General features: G+C 59.9%; 15 protein-coding genes. 7 read left to right on the top strand and 8 right to left on the bottom strand.

Features of this window, described 5'->3' with window-relative positions; translation table 11 throughout:
• Positions 1-14 precede the first annotated feature (14 nt).
• On the top strand, positions 15-290 hold the full coding sequence (locus tag IH881_17730) for a hypothetical protein (GenBank protein MCH7869538.1): 276 nt from the start codon (positions 15-17) through the stop codon (positions 288-290).
• Here the strand turns inward: IH881_17730 and IH881_17725 are convergent.
• The 3 genes from IH881_17725 to IH881_17715 form a co-directional block, all read right to left on the bottom strand.
• Complete coding sequence (locus tag IH881_17725) at positions 279-1,202, bottom strand: hypothetical protein (protein MCH7869537.1); 924 nt, start codon at positions 1,200-1,202, stop codon at positions 279-281. The genes IH881_17730 and IH881_17725 overlap by 12 nt on opposite strands.
• Positions 1,203-1,222: 20 nt before the next feature.
• The gene (lipA, locus tag IH881_17720) at positions 1,223-2,167 is read right to left on the bottom strand and encodes a lipoyl synthase (protein MCH7869536.1); all 945 of its coding nucleotides are present in this window, start codon (positions 2,165-2,167) and stop codon (positions 1,223-1,225) included.
• 85 nt (positions 2,168-2,252) lie between these two features.
• The gene (locus IH881_17715; protein ID MCH7869535.1) at positions 2,253-2,966 is read right to left on the bottom strand and encodes a PAS domain S-box protein; all 714 of its coding nucleotides are present in this window, start codon (positions 2,964-2,966) and stop codon (positions 2,253-2,255) included.
• Positions 2,967-3,188: 222 nt separating this feature from the next.
• Between IH881_17715 and IH881_17710 the strand changes: the two genes are divergently transcribed.
• Positions 3,189-3,551 carry a response regulator gene (locus IH881_17710; protein MCH7869534.1) on the top strand — a complete coding sequence of 121 codons (363 nt, stop codon included), beginning with the start codon at positions 3,189-3,191 and terminating at the stop codon, positions 3,549-3,551.
• 62 nt (positions 3,552-3,613) lie between these two features.
• Here IH881_17710 and IH881_17705 read toward each other — a convergent pair whose 3' ends face one another.
• Both IH881_17705 and mutM read right to left on the bottom strand, forming a co-directional pair.
• Positions 3,614-5,137, bottom strand: coding sequence for an NFACT family protein (locus IH881_17705; protein MCH7869533.1), 1,524 nt, complete (start codon positions 5,135-5,137; stop codon positions 3,614-3,616).
• A gap of 90 nt (positions 5,138-5,227) precedes the next feature.
• The gene (gene mutM, locus IH881_17700) at positions 5,228-6,103 is read right to left on the bottom strand and encodes a bifunctional DNA-formamidopyrimidine glycosylase/DNA-(apurinic or apyrimidinic site) lyase (protein MCH7869532.1); all 876 of its coding nucleotides are present in this window, start codon (positions 6,101-6,103) and stop codon (positions 5,228-5,230) included.
• Between the two features lie 207 nt (positions 6,104-6,310).
• Here mutM and IH881_17695 point away from each other — a divergent pair, with 207 nt between their 5' ends.
• From IH881_17695 to IH881_17685, 3 genes are all read left to right on the top strand, one after another.
• Complete coding sequence (locus IH881_17695) at positions 6,311-6,889, top strand: RecX family transcriptional regulator (protein MCH7869531.1); 579 nt, start codon at positions 6,311-6,313, stop codon at positions 6,887-6,889.
• Between the two features lie 90 nt (positions 6,890-6,979).
• The gene (locus tag IH881_17690; GenBank protein ID MCH7869530.1) at positions 6,980-10,183 is read left to right on the top strand and encodes an isoleucine--tRNA ligase; all 3,204 of its coding nucleotides are present in this window, start codon (positions 6,980-6,982) and stop codon (positions 10,181-10,183) included.
• 261 nt (positions 10,184-10,444) lie between these two features.
• On the top strand, positions 10,445-10,678 hold the full coding sequence (locus IH881_17685; protein ID MCH7869529.1) for a hypothetical protein: 234 nt from the start codon (positions 10,445-10,447) through the stop codon (positions 10,676-10,678).
• A 3-nt stretch (positions 10,679-10,681) separates the two neighbouring features.
• On the opposite strand, the gene IH881_17680 is transcribed toward IH881_17685, so the two are convergent.
• On the bottom strand, positions 10,682-11,116 hold the full coding sequence (locus IH881_17680) for a hypothetical protein (GenBank protein MCH7869528.1): 435 nt from the start codon (positions 11,114-11,116) through the stop codon (positions 10,682-10,684).
• Positions 11,117-11,132: 16 nt separating this feature from the next.
• On the bottom strand, positions 11,133-11,723 hold the full coding sequence (xrtH, locus tag IH881_17675) for an exosortase H (GenBank protein ID MCH7869527.1): 591 nt from the start codon (positions 11,721-11,723) through the stop codon (positions 11,133-11,135).
• Positions 11,724-11,885: 162 nt separating this feature from the next.
• On the opposite strand from xrtH, the gene IH881_17670 reads away from it, so the two are divergent.
• Positions 11,886-14,060, top strand: a complete 2,175-nt coding sequence (locus tag IH881_17670) for a glycosyltransferase family 39 protein (GenBank protein MCH7869526.1) — start codon at positions 11,886-11,888, stop codon at positions 14,058-14,060.
• A gap of 172 nt (positions 14,061-14,232) precedes the next feature.
• On the top strand, positions 14,233-15,084 hold the full coding sequence (locus tag IH881_17665; protein MCH7869525.1) for an ankyrin repeat domain-containing protein: 852 nt from the start codon (positions 14,233-14,235) through the stop codon (positions 15,082-15,084).
• 43 nt (positions 15,085-15,127) lie between these two features.
• Here IH881_17665 and IH881_17660 read toward each other — a convergent pair whose 3' ends face one another.
• Complete coding sequence (locus IH881_17660) at positions 15,128-15,478, bottom strand: hypothetical protein (protein MCH7869524.1); 351 nt, start codon at positions 15,476-15,478, stop codon at positions 15,128-15,130.
• Positions 15,479-15,622 lie beyond the last annotated feature (144 nt).

Genomic DNA, 15,622 nt, shown 5'->3' with positions numbered 1-15,622 from the left:
CCATGAGTGGCGAAGTGCACTGGTCGTACCGCGGGAACGTCGACCACCCCTTTTATTCGATGTACCTCGGAGCGGCAGAACGTCTGACCAACGGCAACACGTTGATCACCGAATCCGACGGGGGCCGCGCGCTCGAAGTGACGCCGAGTGGGGAGACGGTCTGGGAGTTTTACAATCCCAACCGCACGGGGAGCGACGAAGCTTTCATCGCCACACTGCCCGAGATGATTCGACTGTCGGAGAGCTATCCCGTCGGCTGGGCCTTGTTCCGCGAACCTCTAGCGCGATGAAGCCCGGTCGCGAGGGATGGGGGCGGCTGCCTCGAGTCCGAGCAAGTCGATGACCTCGGTAATCTTCTGGTCTCGCTGATCGAACTCGATCTGTTCCCGATCGATTGCTTCGAGCAGCACGGTGAGCTGTAGTTCTAGCTTCTGTTTCAACTCTCCCCGGAGCGCCTCGTAGACTCGGCGGATCGTTTCCGGTTCCTCGCTCATCAACGCGACGCCAAACTCGTGCGTCCGAATCGGAGCCTCGGCTTCGTCGGCATCCGCGGCCTGGATCAACGCGAGAAAACGGATTGCCGACGAATTCGTCTCGACGGTCGGGATCCGGGCTTCGGCATCGAGAAGCGCCTTGACCCCGGGATCCGCGTCACTCGACACCTGCCATTCATTCAGCAGCCAGGTCCGCAGTTTTTGAATGGAAGCGGCGAGTTCGTACGCCTGGCCTCCGACGCGCAATGCGTTCCAGGTCGCCTCGTCGATACGCAACAGCGCGTCTCCCATCTGGCTCGCCAATTCGAACCTCGACATGCGATTCTTGTCCAACAGCAGATCGATGAAAGCTTCGAGCGATTCCCACAAGCGACTCGCGTCCCGACGCTTCGCCTCCAGCAACTCTGATTCGGCGATCTGTCGTCTCGATTCGAGATAGAGCGAGTTGCCCGAGCGCCGAGAAAGATCGCTTTCGAAGACTCCGGGAACTGCGGACCAGTCGAGCAAGAATGCAGGAACGACGTCGGCAGGCTCCTCGAGTTCTCGAAAATTCGCGATGATCTCGGGATTTGAAGCGGAAGCCGCAATGGACATGGAGACCGAATGGAGTTCGACGTCCGCGTGGGGAGCCGCAGCGGCGGGTGCAGAAGCCGTGATGAAGAATGCTGCGGCCAAGGCCAGCACTTGCCCAAATTTCATGCCACTCATGCTCCTCATTCCGATGAACATCAACGCTGCGCCGCTCGCCGCTCGCGCAAAGATTCGAAGTCTTCATCCGCGTGATAGGAAGAGCGCGTCATGGGTGAACAAGAAACCATCAAAAAACCCTTCCCCTCAGCCGTCTCGCCAATTTCCGCAAATTCTTCTGGCGTCCAGTAGCGCTCGACCTTGGCGTGCCTGGGTGAGGGTCTGAGGTACTGGCCGATCGTAATGAAGTCGACCTGGGCCTCGCGCATGTCGTCCATGACCTGTTCGACCTCTGCGAGTTCTTCGCCGAGTCCGAGCATGATTCCCGACTTGGTAAAGATCTCGGGGTCCAGGTTCTTGACCCTGGCCAACAGATCGAGGGAATGCCGATAACTCGCACCCGGGCGAACCTTTCTATACAGCCGAGGGACCGTCTCGAGATTGTGGTTGTAGACATCCGGGCGGGCGTGGGTCACCGCTTCGACCGCACCCTGTTTGTTTCGAAAATCCGGAGTCAGGACCTCGATCGTCGAATCGGGCGAACTCTGTCGCAACGCGGAAATTGAATCGACGAATTGCGATGCTCCCCCGTCCAATAGATCATCGCGATCGACCGAGGTAATGACAATGTGCCGCAGGCCCAGCTCGGCAGCAGCATTGGCGAGATGCCGCGGCTCATCTGGATCCGGAGGATTGGGACGCCCGGTTTTGACGTTGCAGAACGCGCAGGCACGCGTGCAGACATCGCCCAGGATCATCACCGTGACGTGTCGTTTGGCCCAGCACTCTCCCAGGTTGGGACAGGCCGCTTCCTCACAGACTGTGTGAAGTCGGTTTCGGCGCACGATCTCCCGCGTCCGATGCGCTTCTGGATCTGGGCGCGAGCGGAGTTTGACGCGGATCCAGGGCGGCTTGGGGAGCGGGCGCTGGGCCGTCTGTGTGTCTGTTTTTATGTCTGTCTTTATGTCTATTGTGGTAGGCATCATCGATTCCGGCGGGACAGGATAACAAACCGACGGTAGCGATCGCAGAGCAGCGGGATTACGGCTTTCGGGGGGAAGTTTGCGCCGCTCAGAACAGGATGTCGGCGAGGCTCGGGTCTTCGATCTCCCCATCGTCAGCCACGGGGAGCGCTTCGCTCGCCGAAGCAGCCGCTTCCAGGCACTTGTACAGGCGATCGATCAGCTCGAGCGACGCATCCGCCGGATTTGCTTCCCGGAGGCTTTGCACCAGTTCCTGCGCCTCGACGAGCGACTCCTTCACCTGAGTAGCCGTCGCCGCGACCTCTCCGTTCTCAGTGGCACGTTTGATTGTAAGCTCGGCCAAAGAGTCGCGGAGCGTTTCCTCGATGAGTTTGCGATCGGTGATGTCGTAGATCATGTGCAGATAGCCGTCGTGCCAGCCCGGCCCGCTGTACAGCGGAAGAGATCGCCCGTGCACCCAGCGCTCCCGCTCGTCCGGACGACTGATACGAAAGTCGGCGTCAAACATCCGGTTCTGGCCTCGTGCCAGTGTTGCCTCCTCGAGCACCCATTCCCGATCTTCCGCATGGATCGCATCGCGCCAGCCCTGGTCCTTGGAAGCTTCCTCGTCCTGGCCGGAGATCTCCTCCCAACGCGGGTTCTGGTAGAGAAGATTTTCATCGACGTCGGTTTCGAGGACCGCCAGCGGTAAAACCTCGCACAGACGCCTGAAGCGATCGAGAATCTGGCTGGCGGGCAAACTCGACTCCGGCGTCGAATCCTCATCCTGTCGTTCTTCTTTCGCTTGGCTAATAGGCTTCATGATCTCGCAGGGTGAACGTCGCAGTGGGAAACCGAACTCTCACTTCAAATCTCATCGGTTACGATCAGAATTTCTTCATCGGGGAAGAGCCAGATACCGCCTCCGGGGTTCTCCCGATATCGCTGACGCGGAGACTGGCCGATAGCTTGTCCATGCGGGGCGGCACTTCCCGCACGGAGGTGTGGGCGCCCTCGCCAACCTCTGAGAGGTTCGGATTCCAAGATGAAGAAGATCATGATTGTGGACGATTCGCCGTCAATGCGTCGTTTGCTTTCGAGTTTCCTCGAGCAAGCGGGCTACACGGTTGCGCAGGCGGTCGACGGGGTCGATGCACTCGAGGTCGTGGGCACAGACACCTTCGATCTCATCATTACCGACATCAACATGCCAAACATGGATGGCCTGACCCTGGTAGCAGAACTGCGCAAACTCGAACCAACCCGTCTCACGCCAATTCTCATCCTCACGACCGAGATGGACATGGCCAAGAAGGCGGCCGCCAAAGAGAGCGGAGCCACCGGATGGCTCAACAAACCCTTCGACGAAGAACGCACGCTCTCCGCGATCAATCGCGTCATCAGCTAACCCGCAGCAAACCCCAAAGCACCTCGAAGATCTCTTCCCTGCACCGCACTCGCAGATCGCGATCAATCGATGATTGCTTCGAGAATCCGAGCCAGTCGCTCAGGCTCCCGTCGCAGGTGAATTGTCTTCCCACCCGTCACGTGAACCAAGCCGCGCTTGGCCCCTTTCGGCTTGCTGATGTTCTTGACCGGTACCGCATGAACCTCGGCCGACCCGGCATTCTTTTGCTTCGAATACCGCACTGCCAGTTCGCAGGCATCGAGCACTGAATCGGATGGCGGGTCTTCGCGCCCTTCGGTGCGCAGGATCACATGACTCCCCGGCGCCCCTTCGACGTGAAAGAACAGATCCTTGCCCCGGGCCAGGCGCATGGTCAGGTGGTCGTTGCCCTCATCACTGCGCCCAACCCAGATTTCCAGACCGTCTCGACTCCGGTAGCGCCTGGGTATCAGACGCGATGGCAGATCACGCAGCCGGGCGGGAAGTTTGTTCTTCGTGTCTTCCGACCCGGGGACGATCGCTGCTGCGATTCGCTTTCTGAGCAGCTTGCGCACGCTGTCGATGGCCGCAATTCGCTGCAACGCCGCGAGCCGCACCTCGCCAGATTCCGACTCCGACTGCTCGGCAACCCGCTCGAGCTGGAGTTCGACGAAGCCCAACCAGTCCCGCGCGTTCTCGACCTGCCCCCCGGCCTTGGCCAACCTGCGCAGGAGCTTCTGGTATCGCTTGAACGTGGCTTCGAGGTTCGCTTTGGGACTCTTCTTGGGATCGAGGGGGATGGTGACTTCTTCTCCGCTCTCGTAGTCGGGAACTCGCACCTCACTCGCACCCGGCGAGATCTTGCCCAGGACGCTCTTCAACAACTCTCCGTGCCGGGCGTACTCGTCGGCATGGTCGGCTTCAGCGAGTTCGGATTCGATCTTGTCGAGCCGGCGGCGCGCGTTCTTCGCCTCGCGCCTCAGCACCTTTGACAGGTTTCGAGAGAGGTCCGCAGCCTCGAGTTCGCTGGTCTGGGGCCCGTAAAACGCCTCGATTTCGGTGAAGTACGTGTCCGCAGAAGCGTCGGGCCAGCGATCTTTTCCGAGCGCGGGCTTGTTTGAACCCGGACTTCGATACGGCTCGCCCAGGGAGAGTTCGGGGCGGGTATCCGTCAGGGGCCGCAATGCGGCGACGATTTCCTGCGCCGCATCGAGCACGTAGAGGTTGCTGCGCTTGCCCAAAATCCCGAGCAAGAGGTCGAACTCGCCCTCCCGCGCGCTGAAGCGCACGGCCAGTTGGCGATCATCGTCAAGCAACCGGGCACCCTTGACTACGGCCCGGGAAAGGTGTGCCCGCAGATAGCTCGAAAAGGCGGGCGGGCGATCCGGGGCCCTGGGCAGCCGGTCAATTTCGGAAATCCGCGCGAGGTTGCCGTGGCAGCTGAAATAAAGACACCGCTTGCGACCCTCGTCGCGCTCGGGGTCTCGTCCATAAAGCGAGAGCGCAAGACTGGTCGCGTCGGGCTGCACCCAGCGCTCGACCCGGTGGCCGCGAAAGTCTGAATCGATGATCCCGGCGACCCGGCGCAGCTCCTTCAAACTGAGCATGCCTCTATGACCTCCGAGCGAACTGCAGACAAAGAAAAATTGCGACCCGAGAGCGTACGTCCAGGACTGACGCACCTGCGATTGACATCCTTACGATTGACACTGCGGACAGTAATGAGTCCCGCGCTGGGCCACCAGCTTGCGACGAATCGTCGTTCGACACACGTAGCAGGGCTCTCCTGTGCGGGCGTAGACCCGCCGTTCGTCCTGGTAGCGACCGTCGCTCCCATCCGGGGCGATGTAGTCGCTAATACTCGAGCCACCTGTTTCGATCGAACGCAAGAGCACTCGACAAACTTCGCGGGCGATCTCTTCGCAGGCCAGACGCGTCATGGACATTGCGCGCCGACCGGGACGCACCCCTGCGTAGAAGAGAGCCTCGTCGGCGTAAATGTTCCCAATCCCGGCGAAGACGGATTGATCGAGCAACAGGGCCTTGATGGCGGTCTTGCGTTTGCGGGTTGCCTTAAAGAGTGCGTCGCCCGTAATCTCGAGGGCGTCGACGCCCAGGCGATCGATGCGCTCATTGCGCTCGCCCGGGGCCAGCAACATCACCTTGCCGAACTTTCGCACGTCGCGGAAGTAGACCTCTGGGCCGTGATCCTGGAACTTGAAGCGCAGGTGGGTGTGTCGATCCGGTTCGAACTCTCCCTGCTCTTCGGGAGGCAGCGCCGACCGCGCCGCCGCAGACAACAGGCGCACACTTTTGGCCCGGCTCGAGAACAGCTGCCCGGTCATGCCGAGGTGGAGCAGCAACTGCCCGCCGTCCGGAAGCAATCCCAACAAGTACTTGCCCCGGCGCTCGAGTCCCAAAATCGTGCTGCCCCGCAATCTGCTGCGCAGGATGTCGGGCGGCGTGATGAAGAAGTAACTCGGCGCGGTGGTCACCACGTCGGCGATCTGCCGACCGACCAGCAGCGGGGCAATGCGTTGGCGGGTAATTTCGACCTCGGGAAGCTCGGGCATGAGGAATACACTTTACTCCCGCTTTGGGGCTCATGCTGCCGGGTGAAGCGGGCTGGCGTCGACCGTTGCAACTGCGCCGGATTGCGCCATTCTGGTACGACCTCCCCGGGTCTCCACACATCGCAGACCATCGCGATGCAAGAATCGAGGTACGAGGTAAGGGTGACGGATGTTGCGCGGGGCCCGGCCGACCGGGGATCGGCGAAAGTGAGCAGATTTGGCGGCGGAGAACGCAAGCGCCGGCGACAGGTGGTGACGCCCCAAAACTTGGAGCGCTGGGCCATTCGTCATCTCGACCGCTTTGGTTCCTCTGCGGCCAACCTGCGGCGGGTTCTGTTGCGGAGGCTGCGCCGGATCGAGCAGGCCCAGCAGGAGAGCTTCCCCCTCGCCCCGGACTGGATCGACAACACGGTCGCGGAGTTGCGGACCCGCGGCTATCTCGACGATCGCAAGTACACCATTTTGCAGGTCGAGCGAATGCGGGCTCGAGGCAGCTCCGCCCGGCGGATCGAGCACAGCCTGAGTGAAAAGGGCATATCCCGAACCCTCGCCCGAGAGGTCATCGCAAGCGCCGGCGGTGAAGGGCAGGAGCTGCTGGCCGCGGTTTCCTACGCGAGGCGCCGAGGGCTCGGCCCATTTCGTCTCGATCCCGAGCTCCGAGCCGAGAAGCGGCAGCGCGACCTCGCAGCGCTGGGCCGATCCGGATTTCCCTATGAGATCGCCCGGCGCATAGTTGAAGCCCCGAATGTGGAGAGCCTTGATTCTGAGGTGATTGCGCCAGAATAGCAGCACCGGTGCGACTACCACTACGACTACCACTACGACAGAGGCTTGGTACTCTCCGGCCCGCTGTAGCGACACCAGTCCGGGGACTCCATGAGCGACTCAACTAAGTCAAAGACCAAGGCAAAGCCAGCAGGCGATCAGAACGAGAATCCGTATCGGGAGGTCGATCCGTCGCCGAATTTTGCGGCCATCGAGCGCCGGATTCTCGAGCAGTGGGAGGCGGAGGGGACCTTTCGCGCTTCGATCGACAATCGACCCGAAGGCGAGAATGGCGACAACGAGTTCGTGTTCTACGACGGCCCCCCTTTCGCCAACGGCCTGCCCCACTACGGTCACCTTGTCACCAGCTACATCAAAGACATCATTCCCCGGTACCAGACTCTGCGCGGCCGAAAGGTCGAGCGTCGCTTCGGCTGGGACTGCCACGGACTTCCGGCGGAGATGGAGGCTGAAAAAGAACTCGGCGTCGCAGGGCGGGCGCAGATTATCGAGTTCGGCATCGATAATTTCAACAACCACTGTCGCGAGTCGGTGCTCAAGTACACCCACGTTTGGCGGAATTACATCGACCGCGCGGCTCGCTGGGTCGATTTCGAAAACGATTACAAGTCCCTGGACCTCGACTACATGGAGAGCGTCATTTGGGCTGTAAAACAGCTCTGGGACAAGGGCCTGCTCTACGAAGGCTATCGCGTGATGCCCTACTCCTGGGCGGCGCAAACTCCGCTGTCCAATCACGAAACCCGGCTCGACGACAGTTATCGGGAGCGTCAGGACCCGGCGCTTACGGTGCGCTTCGAACTTGTCCCCAATGCTCCGGACGATGAACCCACCGATGTACTGGCCTGGACCACGACACCCTGGACACTGCCGAGCAATCTCGCCCTCGCGGTAGGCAATGACATTGAGTACGGCGTTTTCGTTATCGACGGGCGCCGAGTGATCCTGGCGTTATCGACTCGCGAAAAGCTCGCTGCGGAACTGGGGGACGCCGACCCCATCGAGACGCTCACGGGACGAGATCTCGTCGGTCGCGCCTACACGCCGCTCTTCCCGTTTTTCGAAAACACCACCAATGCATTTCGGATTCTTGCCGCAGAGTTCGTCAATACCGAAGAGGGAACCGGGATCGTTCATCTCGCCCCGGGGTTCGGCGAAGACGATATGGCCGTTTGCCTCGAAGCCGAGATCCCGGTTGTCTGTCCCGTGGATGACGGGGGCTGCTTTACAAATCAGGTTCCGCCCTGGGCCGGCCTCATGGTGTTCGACGCCAACAAACCCATCATCCGCGATCTCAAGGATCGCGGCCGGGTCGTCAAACACGAAACCTACCTCCACAACTATCCCCACTGTTGGCGCACCGACGAACCGCTGATCTACAAGGCGCTCGACTCCTGGTACGTAAAGGTCAGCGCGATTCGCGATCGCATGGTGGAACACAATCAACAGATCAACTGGATCCCGGAACACATCCGCGACGGACTCTTTGGCAAATGGCTAGAGGGCGCGCGAGATTGGTCGATTTCGCGAAATCGCTTTTGGGGCACGCCGATTCCCGTGTGGAAGAGCGATGACCCGAATTACCCGAGAATCGACGTATATGGGAGCCTGGATGAGCTAGAACGAGATTTTGGAACACGTCCCACCGACCTCCATCGGCCCACGATCGACAATCTCACCCGGCCCAACCCGGATGATCCCAGCGGCAAATCGACCATGCGCCGGGTCCCCGAGGTACTCGATTGCTGGTTCGACTCCGGCTCGATGCCCTACGCCCAGGTCCACTACCCGTTCGAGAACAAGCAATGGTTCGATGACCACTTCCCCGCCGACTTCATCACCGAGTACCAGGCGCAGTCCCGCGGCTGGTTCTACTTGATGATGGTGTTGTCGACCGCGCTGTTCGACCGCCCGCCTTTCCGCAATTGCATTGCCCACGGCACCGTGCTCGACGAAGACGGCAAAAAGTTGAGCAAGCGTCTGCGCAACTACCCCGACCCAAGTGAAGTGATGGACGAACTCGGATCGGATGCACTGCGTTGGTTTCTGGTTTCATCGCCACTCATGAGCGGCGGCGACCTGCGCTTTGCCCGGGACGATCGGCAGATTCGCGAGGCAGTGCGCACGGTCGTGAACCCGATCTGGAACGCCTATTACTTCTTTACCCTGTACGCGAACGCCGATGGAGTAAAGGCCAAGTTCAACACCCAATCGACGGACTTGCTCGATCGATACATCCTCGCCAAGACCTACGAATTGGTGAGCGGGTTGTCGCAGGCGCTCGACGAATACGAGTTGCCTGCGGCGTGCAATCGTGTTATTTCCTACATCGACGCCCTGAACAACTGGTATATCCGGCGCAGCCGACCGCGTTTCTGGCGCTCCGAAAGGGACCAAAACAAGTCCGACGCATACGACACCCTGTTTACTGCCCTCGCAGTACTGTGTCGCGCCATCAGTCCGCTGTTGCCGTTGATCAGCGAAGAGATCTACCAGGGCCTCACGAATGCCGGGAGCGTGCACCTCACGAGCTGGCCCGACGAACTGAACGATTGCGCGGATCCCCAACTCGTGGCCGACATGGATAGGGTTCGGGACATCTGCTCTGCCGCCTTGAGCTTGCGCGCGGTCGAGAAGATTCGCGTTCGCCAGCCCCTGGCCGAGCTCGTGGTTGCTGGATCGAATCTCGGCCAGCTCGAACCTTATTTTAATTTGATCGCAGACGAAGTGAACGTGAAGCGCGTCCGGATCAGCGACGAATTCGGCGACTACGCGACGTTTCGCTTGCAAGTCAACGCGCGAGCCATTGGGCCGAGACTCGGGGGGGAAACCAAAGCCGTCATCAAGGCCTCGAAGCAGGGAGACTGGAGCGCTCTGCCCGAGGGCGGGATCACCGTCGCGGGCCATCAGCTTTCGGAGGGTGAGTATGAGATGCTGCTCCAGCCCCGAGACGGGGTCACGTGTGAATCGCTCTCCAGCAACGACGCCATCGTCGTGCTCGATCTCGAATTGACCGACGAACTGGTCGCTGAAGGATTCGCTCGAGACGTCGTGCGGGCGGTGCAGCAGGCCCGCAAAGAGGCCGATCTCGACGTTTCGGACTCGATCCGGCTGGTTCTGCAACTCGACGACGAATGGCGACGGGCGGTCGACCCGTTTCGCGATTACATCGCAGAACAGACGCTGGCCACGGCGGTAGACCTCGACGGCGACCCGGGAGCCGTGGATCTGTTCGCCCACGAAGCGCGCTTTGGCGACGTCAACGTGCGCATTGGGCTTGCACGAGTCGACTGAGCCGTCCCCGGCGCGACCCAAACCGCACGTTCTACTCCGCAGAAATCCCTAGGATCGCTCGATCCGATCCCGGACTTCGCTGCTCGAAACGCCGGGGGCAGTGAGTGCATAGGCGCTATAGCCTGCTCTCTTCCCACGCCGCCAACCGGTACAGAAGCTCCCCCACCGCAGCTCGCATCCCGACCTTCCGAATCTGCATTCATGCGCTCGATCCAGTTCAGTGCGCGGGCGAATTCAACCCCAAGGAAGGAGAGTTCACCCATGGATCGTTCTGCGACCTTGATTGGTCATTTGAAATCGAATCAACCAGCGACCTGGTCCCTATTAAAACTGGCTGCAACCCAGGGGTTGGCATCGATCAATATTTCAGAAGATACGGTCATGCTCGACGACGAATTGCAACATCGACATCCAAGGCTTCACTACTTGATGTTCCGCCTGATGAGCGAGTGGAACCCCCAGCGTCATCGATTCCGCGCAACCCGCAATCCCTAGGAACTAGCGGGGCTTGTTCTGATTCTGAAACACCTTTGTCGTCATCTCTTGCACGAAATCTTTGGCGATGACGATCCAGAGTACGAACGGGAAGGCGTCGCAGATCAGCAGCATCGGCAGCATCTTTTCGTAGATGTCTTGCCGATTCACCATTCCGGCTTGAACTCCGGCCATCTCTGACGCGTAGACGAAGAACACCTGCAGGAAGAAGATCAAAACGAATCCGACGAGGATGCCCACGCATCTGCGCAACAAACTCATGCGCGGCGTGACGATCATCAAGATCAAGAACGGCAGGTAGTTGATGAACCGATCTCGCGTTCCCTCGGGCAGGATGCGCGTCATGCCCAGAAAACCGAAAATGGGTATCGCGAGTTCGGCGAACAGGCGACCGTACGCGTCCCGGCCCCATTCGAGCCAGGCCCAGGTTACCGGCACCGTAATGCCGACGATCTTAAGGGTCTGCAGTAGTACGCGACCAGTCACGATTCACGACCTGAGTAATCCATAGCAGCCACACCGACGTGATCATCAAGATCAGTGTGGCTTGCCAAAAGTAGAGATGCATGAAATCAAAGTATTGGGGAGCGTGTTTTCCAACCACGATCAGAACTGCGATGCGTAACACATTGAACAGATAGAGAATCGGGATCCCCAGCCCGAAACCCACCAACTTCTTGGACCATACGGTAGGAAAGGCCAGTACCGCTGCGGCGAAAATCAGCACCTCGTACACCCCTGTGCACTCTTCGATGATGTGGACCGCGAAACCCTTGTACGCCACGACCTTTTGCGAGTGGGTGATCTGGGTCGTAAAGACGCTGAAGGCCAGGTACTCGAAATAAGCAGTGGCCTCCGCAAGCGCGTCTACGGCCCCAATGTAGCGTTCGCGAAACTTCGGGTAGCCGTAGGCGATGGCGCCGAGATACACGAGAAACAGGAATACGAAGCGGTAGGCCGGATTCTTCCAGGCCGGCATTTCGCCCCGATCGCCATTCCGCGACTCCGCCGCATCGTCGTCGGCGGGTTCTTGTGCATCGGTCATGAACTCAACGTCCTCGTGTGGAGGCTTTTGTGGCGGCGGCTAGCAGCAGTCTAATCCCAACAACTAGCCTTATCAAAGGCTATTCTGAAGTCGGCTTGCCGCACATGCAGCAAGCCGACTTCGAGACTCAGATGCGCACGGCCTGCGCAACGGGAGTGCGTATTGCGGTTTTCGCTGATTCGCGATTTCGAACGAATCTGGTTCCAGAAGCTCTTGTTGCCCCTGGGCGTGCTTTTCTATTGCGTATCGATGTGCGTTGCATTGGCCCAGTGGAGCGGGATTGCGGGGCTCGGTGTCGGTCTCGGTCGAGTCGTGGCGATGGCACTCGTCGGCCACCTGTTCGCCGCGCTGCTTCTCGCTGTACAGGGCCTGGCGGGCAGCGCATTGATTCGCCTCGCTGGCTGGCAAAACGTCCTCGAAAATAGACCCGAACGACTGCTGTTTTCGATCGTCGTGGGATTCGTCGCCAGCAATCTCGTATTGATGCTGCTCACCATGGCTGGCGCGTTGAATTCGACTGTACTCGGAACCCTGGGCCTGGCCGGGATCACGGCGATGCTGTGGTGGGATCGCGCACGGATCACCCGGTGGGTAGGTTCGGTGTCGTTCAACTCCATCCAGTCCAATCTCGTCACCAACCTGACGGGGGTCGCGGTCGTCGCCGCGTCGTTTTATTGGCTCTGGCCAATACTGGTTCAAACCGCGCTTCCGAACTCGGACTGGGATTCTGCGCTCTACCATCTTCCCCTCGCCGAACGCTATCTCGACGGGAAGCTGTGGAACCCCGACCCACTCTTTTCTGCCAATTCGTTTCCCGGCGGTGTAAGCCTCGTGTACGCGGTGTTTCTCAGCTTTGGGCTCGAATCGGGGATCATCCCATACAATTTCTTGTTCGTGCTGCTGAACCTGATTGCGGCCTACGCCCTCGCCGCACGCCTCGGCAACCCCCACAGCGGGGTCTGGGCAGTCCTGGTTTGCAGCGGCATCCATGTTCTGTGGCAGCAGGGCGTGGACCCCCGAGTCGACGGCTTTCTATCGCTATTTGTTGCAACCGCCATGCTTGCCCTCGTGATCTGGTTGCGGGACCGGTCCCAGGTTGTCCCTCTCTACCTGCTGGCGATTTCACTGGGGGGGGCTCTCGGGGCCAAGTACACGGGCCTCTTCATTGCCCTGGCCTTCGTGGGTCTGGTGTTCGCGATCCTCGTGCGACAGGCCATGACCGACCGGCGCAGCCTGTCGCTGCGCAGCACTCTACTCTGCGTCTCGCTCCTCGCGATTCCCAATGCCACCTGGTACGCGTCGAACACCGTCATGCACGGCGACCCGCTCTTCCCCATGTTGCGCGGGGACTACTACGAGGACGCCGCCAGACCAAACGAGCGCATTCCCATGACGGGCGTGTTGAACGCAAAACTTGCGGAGCTTTCGCCCGACTCGCCCGAGCGACAAAGAACAAACACCCTGGTTCGCAGAACCACAGCAGAACTCCCCTCGACATTGTTCAACCTGGTCGATGTTTATCAACATCCAAACGATTATTCGACCAAGCCAAATCACTTCGCCTCGCCCCTGCTTTTGCTGTTTTTCGTGCTTCCCTTCGCAATGCCAAAGGAGGGTCGACAACGAGCGGGTGGGTTCGCGCTCTACGGGCTGACGCTGGTCTGCTTTGTTGGCCTCGCGAGCCAGACCAACTTGTTGCGCTACACCCTGCCCTTTCTCGTCTTGTTTGGCGTGGGAAGCGCGCTGGTGATCAGCCGCTGGGCGCACCCGGCCTGGCGAGCACTCTGGCTCGTCTGTGGGATCGCGGTGCTCGTGGGCCACCACCCACCCGAGGTTCGCAAGCTCGAACGGTTGCAACCGGAGCTCTACAGCCGGGTCGATGGCGATCGACTCGAGTGGCTGAAGGGCGTGGGGTACAACTTTACGAAGTCGATGCCCGTGGTCGTAGATCGCATCAACCGCGAGATTCGGGAGGGCACCCTCGACCCAGACGCTGTCATTTTGATGGCGGGTGAGGGAAAGGGGCGTCTGCTCGATTGTGGCTTCCTGCCCGATCTCAGCTGGTTCATGCAGCGCTGGACCGTCGAAATGGTAAGAGCGGGTTTCGACAACGACACCGTCTTTCGCTCGCTACGGAGCCAGGGCATCACTCACATTCTCTACAACCGCGGATATTTTCGCTGGGTACTCGCCCACACCGAGACAGCGGTTGAACCGCTTGCCTTCGCAATGGTGCGACTCGAGTCCTTGTTCGACTCTCATGGGACAATGGTCATGGACCTGGCGGGGATGCAACTGGTCGAATTGGTCGAGCCCGAGAGTTCAGATCAATTTTGACAGAGCGTGGGTGTTTTCAGGATCTCGACCCCACTGTCGATATAGTATGCCGAACAGTCGATTTCGGCTGACATCTCGAAAGGGCAGGCTGCAGATGAAACAAGGGAGGATTGAATCGGGCGCTCTGCCGGGTCGCGCCACGCCAACGGGCAGGCTCGCTGGAGCTTGCCTCGTGTTGGCACTGATGACGGGTTGCTCTTTCGAAACGGTGGGAGAGATTCCGAGTGATCCCGAACAGCTACAGGCCGCGCTCTTCCAGTCGGTGAAGTGGGAAGGGGCACGGCGCACCAGCGCATTGATCGAGGCCGGTGCGCTGGTAGACGCGCGGGACCTCGGCGGATGGACCCCCCTTCACTATGCGATCAACAGGATGCGCGACAAAGAGTATCGAGACATGCGCACCCTCCGAAGTTTGATTGAGGAGGCGGGGGCTGACATCCACGCGATCTCGAACGATGGATTCACACCTGTTTCGTTGGCTGCGCAAATAGGTGCAATTGAGGCCCTGGATCTTCTGCTCGAACACGGTGCCGATGCCAGCACCCAGGACGACGACGGATTGAGTCTTCTAATGATTGCCGTCAACAAGAAACAGAACGAGATGGCCGAGCACCTGCTACAGCTGGGCGCGGACGTAAACCAGCAATTGCCTCAGGGTGGCGGGGCCCTCTTCATTGCCGTGCAGAGAAACAGTCCGGATATGGTGCGTTTGTTGATCGAACGCGGAACGAATGTTGGCGGAACTGAGAAATCCGCGGCGCCAATCATTTTCGCTGCAGCGCTTCGCAACGAGGAGGTGGTGACGCTGCTACTGAAAGCCGGGGCAGACGTGAATGCGGTCAACCAAAAAAACGGCGCTACCGCAATTCACCGGGCCGTGGAGTCGGGACCGTCCATGGTCAAACTCTTGCTCGAGGCGGGAGCGAACGTCAATGTCTTGAATCTGGAGGGGAAGACGCCCCTGGCGATAGCGGAACTGGTGGGCGATGCCGAGATGATCAGCCTCTTGAGCGCCGGGACCTAGCAGCAGCGTTCCGACCGCAGCGTGAAGGATCCTGGCCCGAGGTTTAGTTTGACGCGCTCAGTTTCTCGCGGGCGGCCATGGCCACCTTGTTGTCTGGGTGACTCTCGATTGACTCGAGAGCAGAGCGTACCCTGCCGTCCGAGTCCAACGTCAGACCCTCGATCACGGCGATCACAACCTTCGCATCCGCCGATTTGAGAGTCGTCTCGAGCATTTCGGCAGCCTCCGCCGGATAAATGCCCGCCATGTGTTCCGCCGTCCAAACCCGGAGTTCAAGCGCGTACCCGGGCTGGGTCAGGACTTCGACGAGCGTTTCGAGTGGTGGTTTGTTCTTCATGCTCGAGGTAGAAGTGCTCGGAACGATGGCCTGCCTGATCGCTTTCGCTGTTGGCATTACAGGCGTCGCAGTGTTCTTGGTGCTGCTCGTGGTACTGGGGTCGGCAACAGTTTCTTGGCTCTTGCGTGATCCGTCGCTCTCCGGACCGCATGCGGAGATGAGGATTGCCAGGGCGACCGGCAATAAGGCAAAGGACAAAAA

The organism is Myxococcales bacterium (assembly GCA_022563535.1).
Classification (GTDB): domain Bacteria; phylum Myxococcota_A; class UBA9160; order UBA9160; family UBA4427; genus DUBZ01.
The sequence above is the reverse complement of the archived record's forward strand: the minus strand, read 5'-3'. Positions and strand labels throughout refer to the sequence as shown.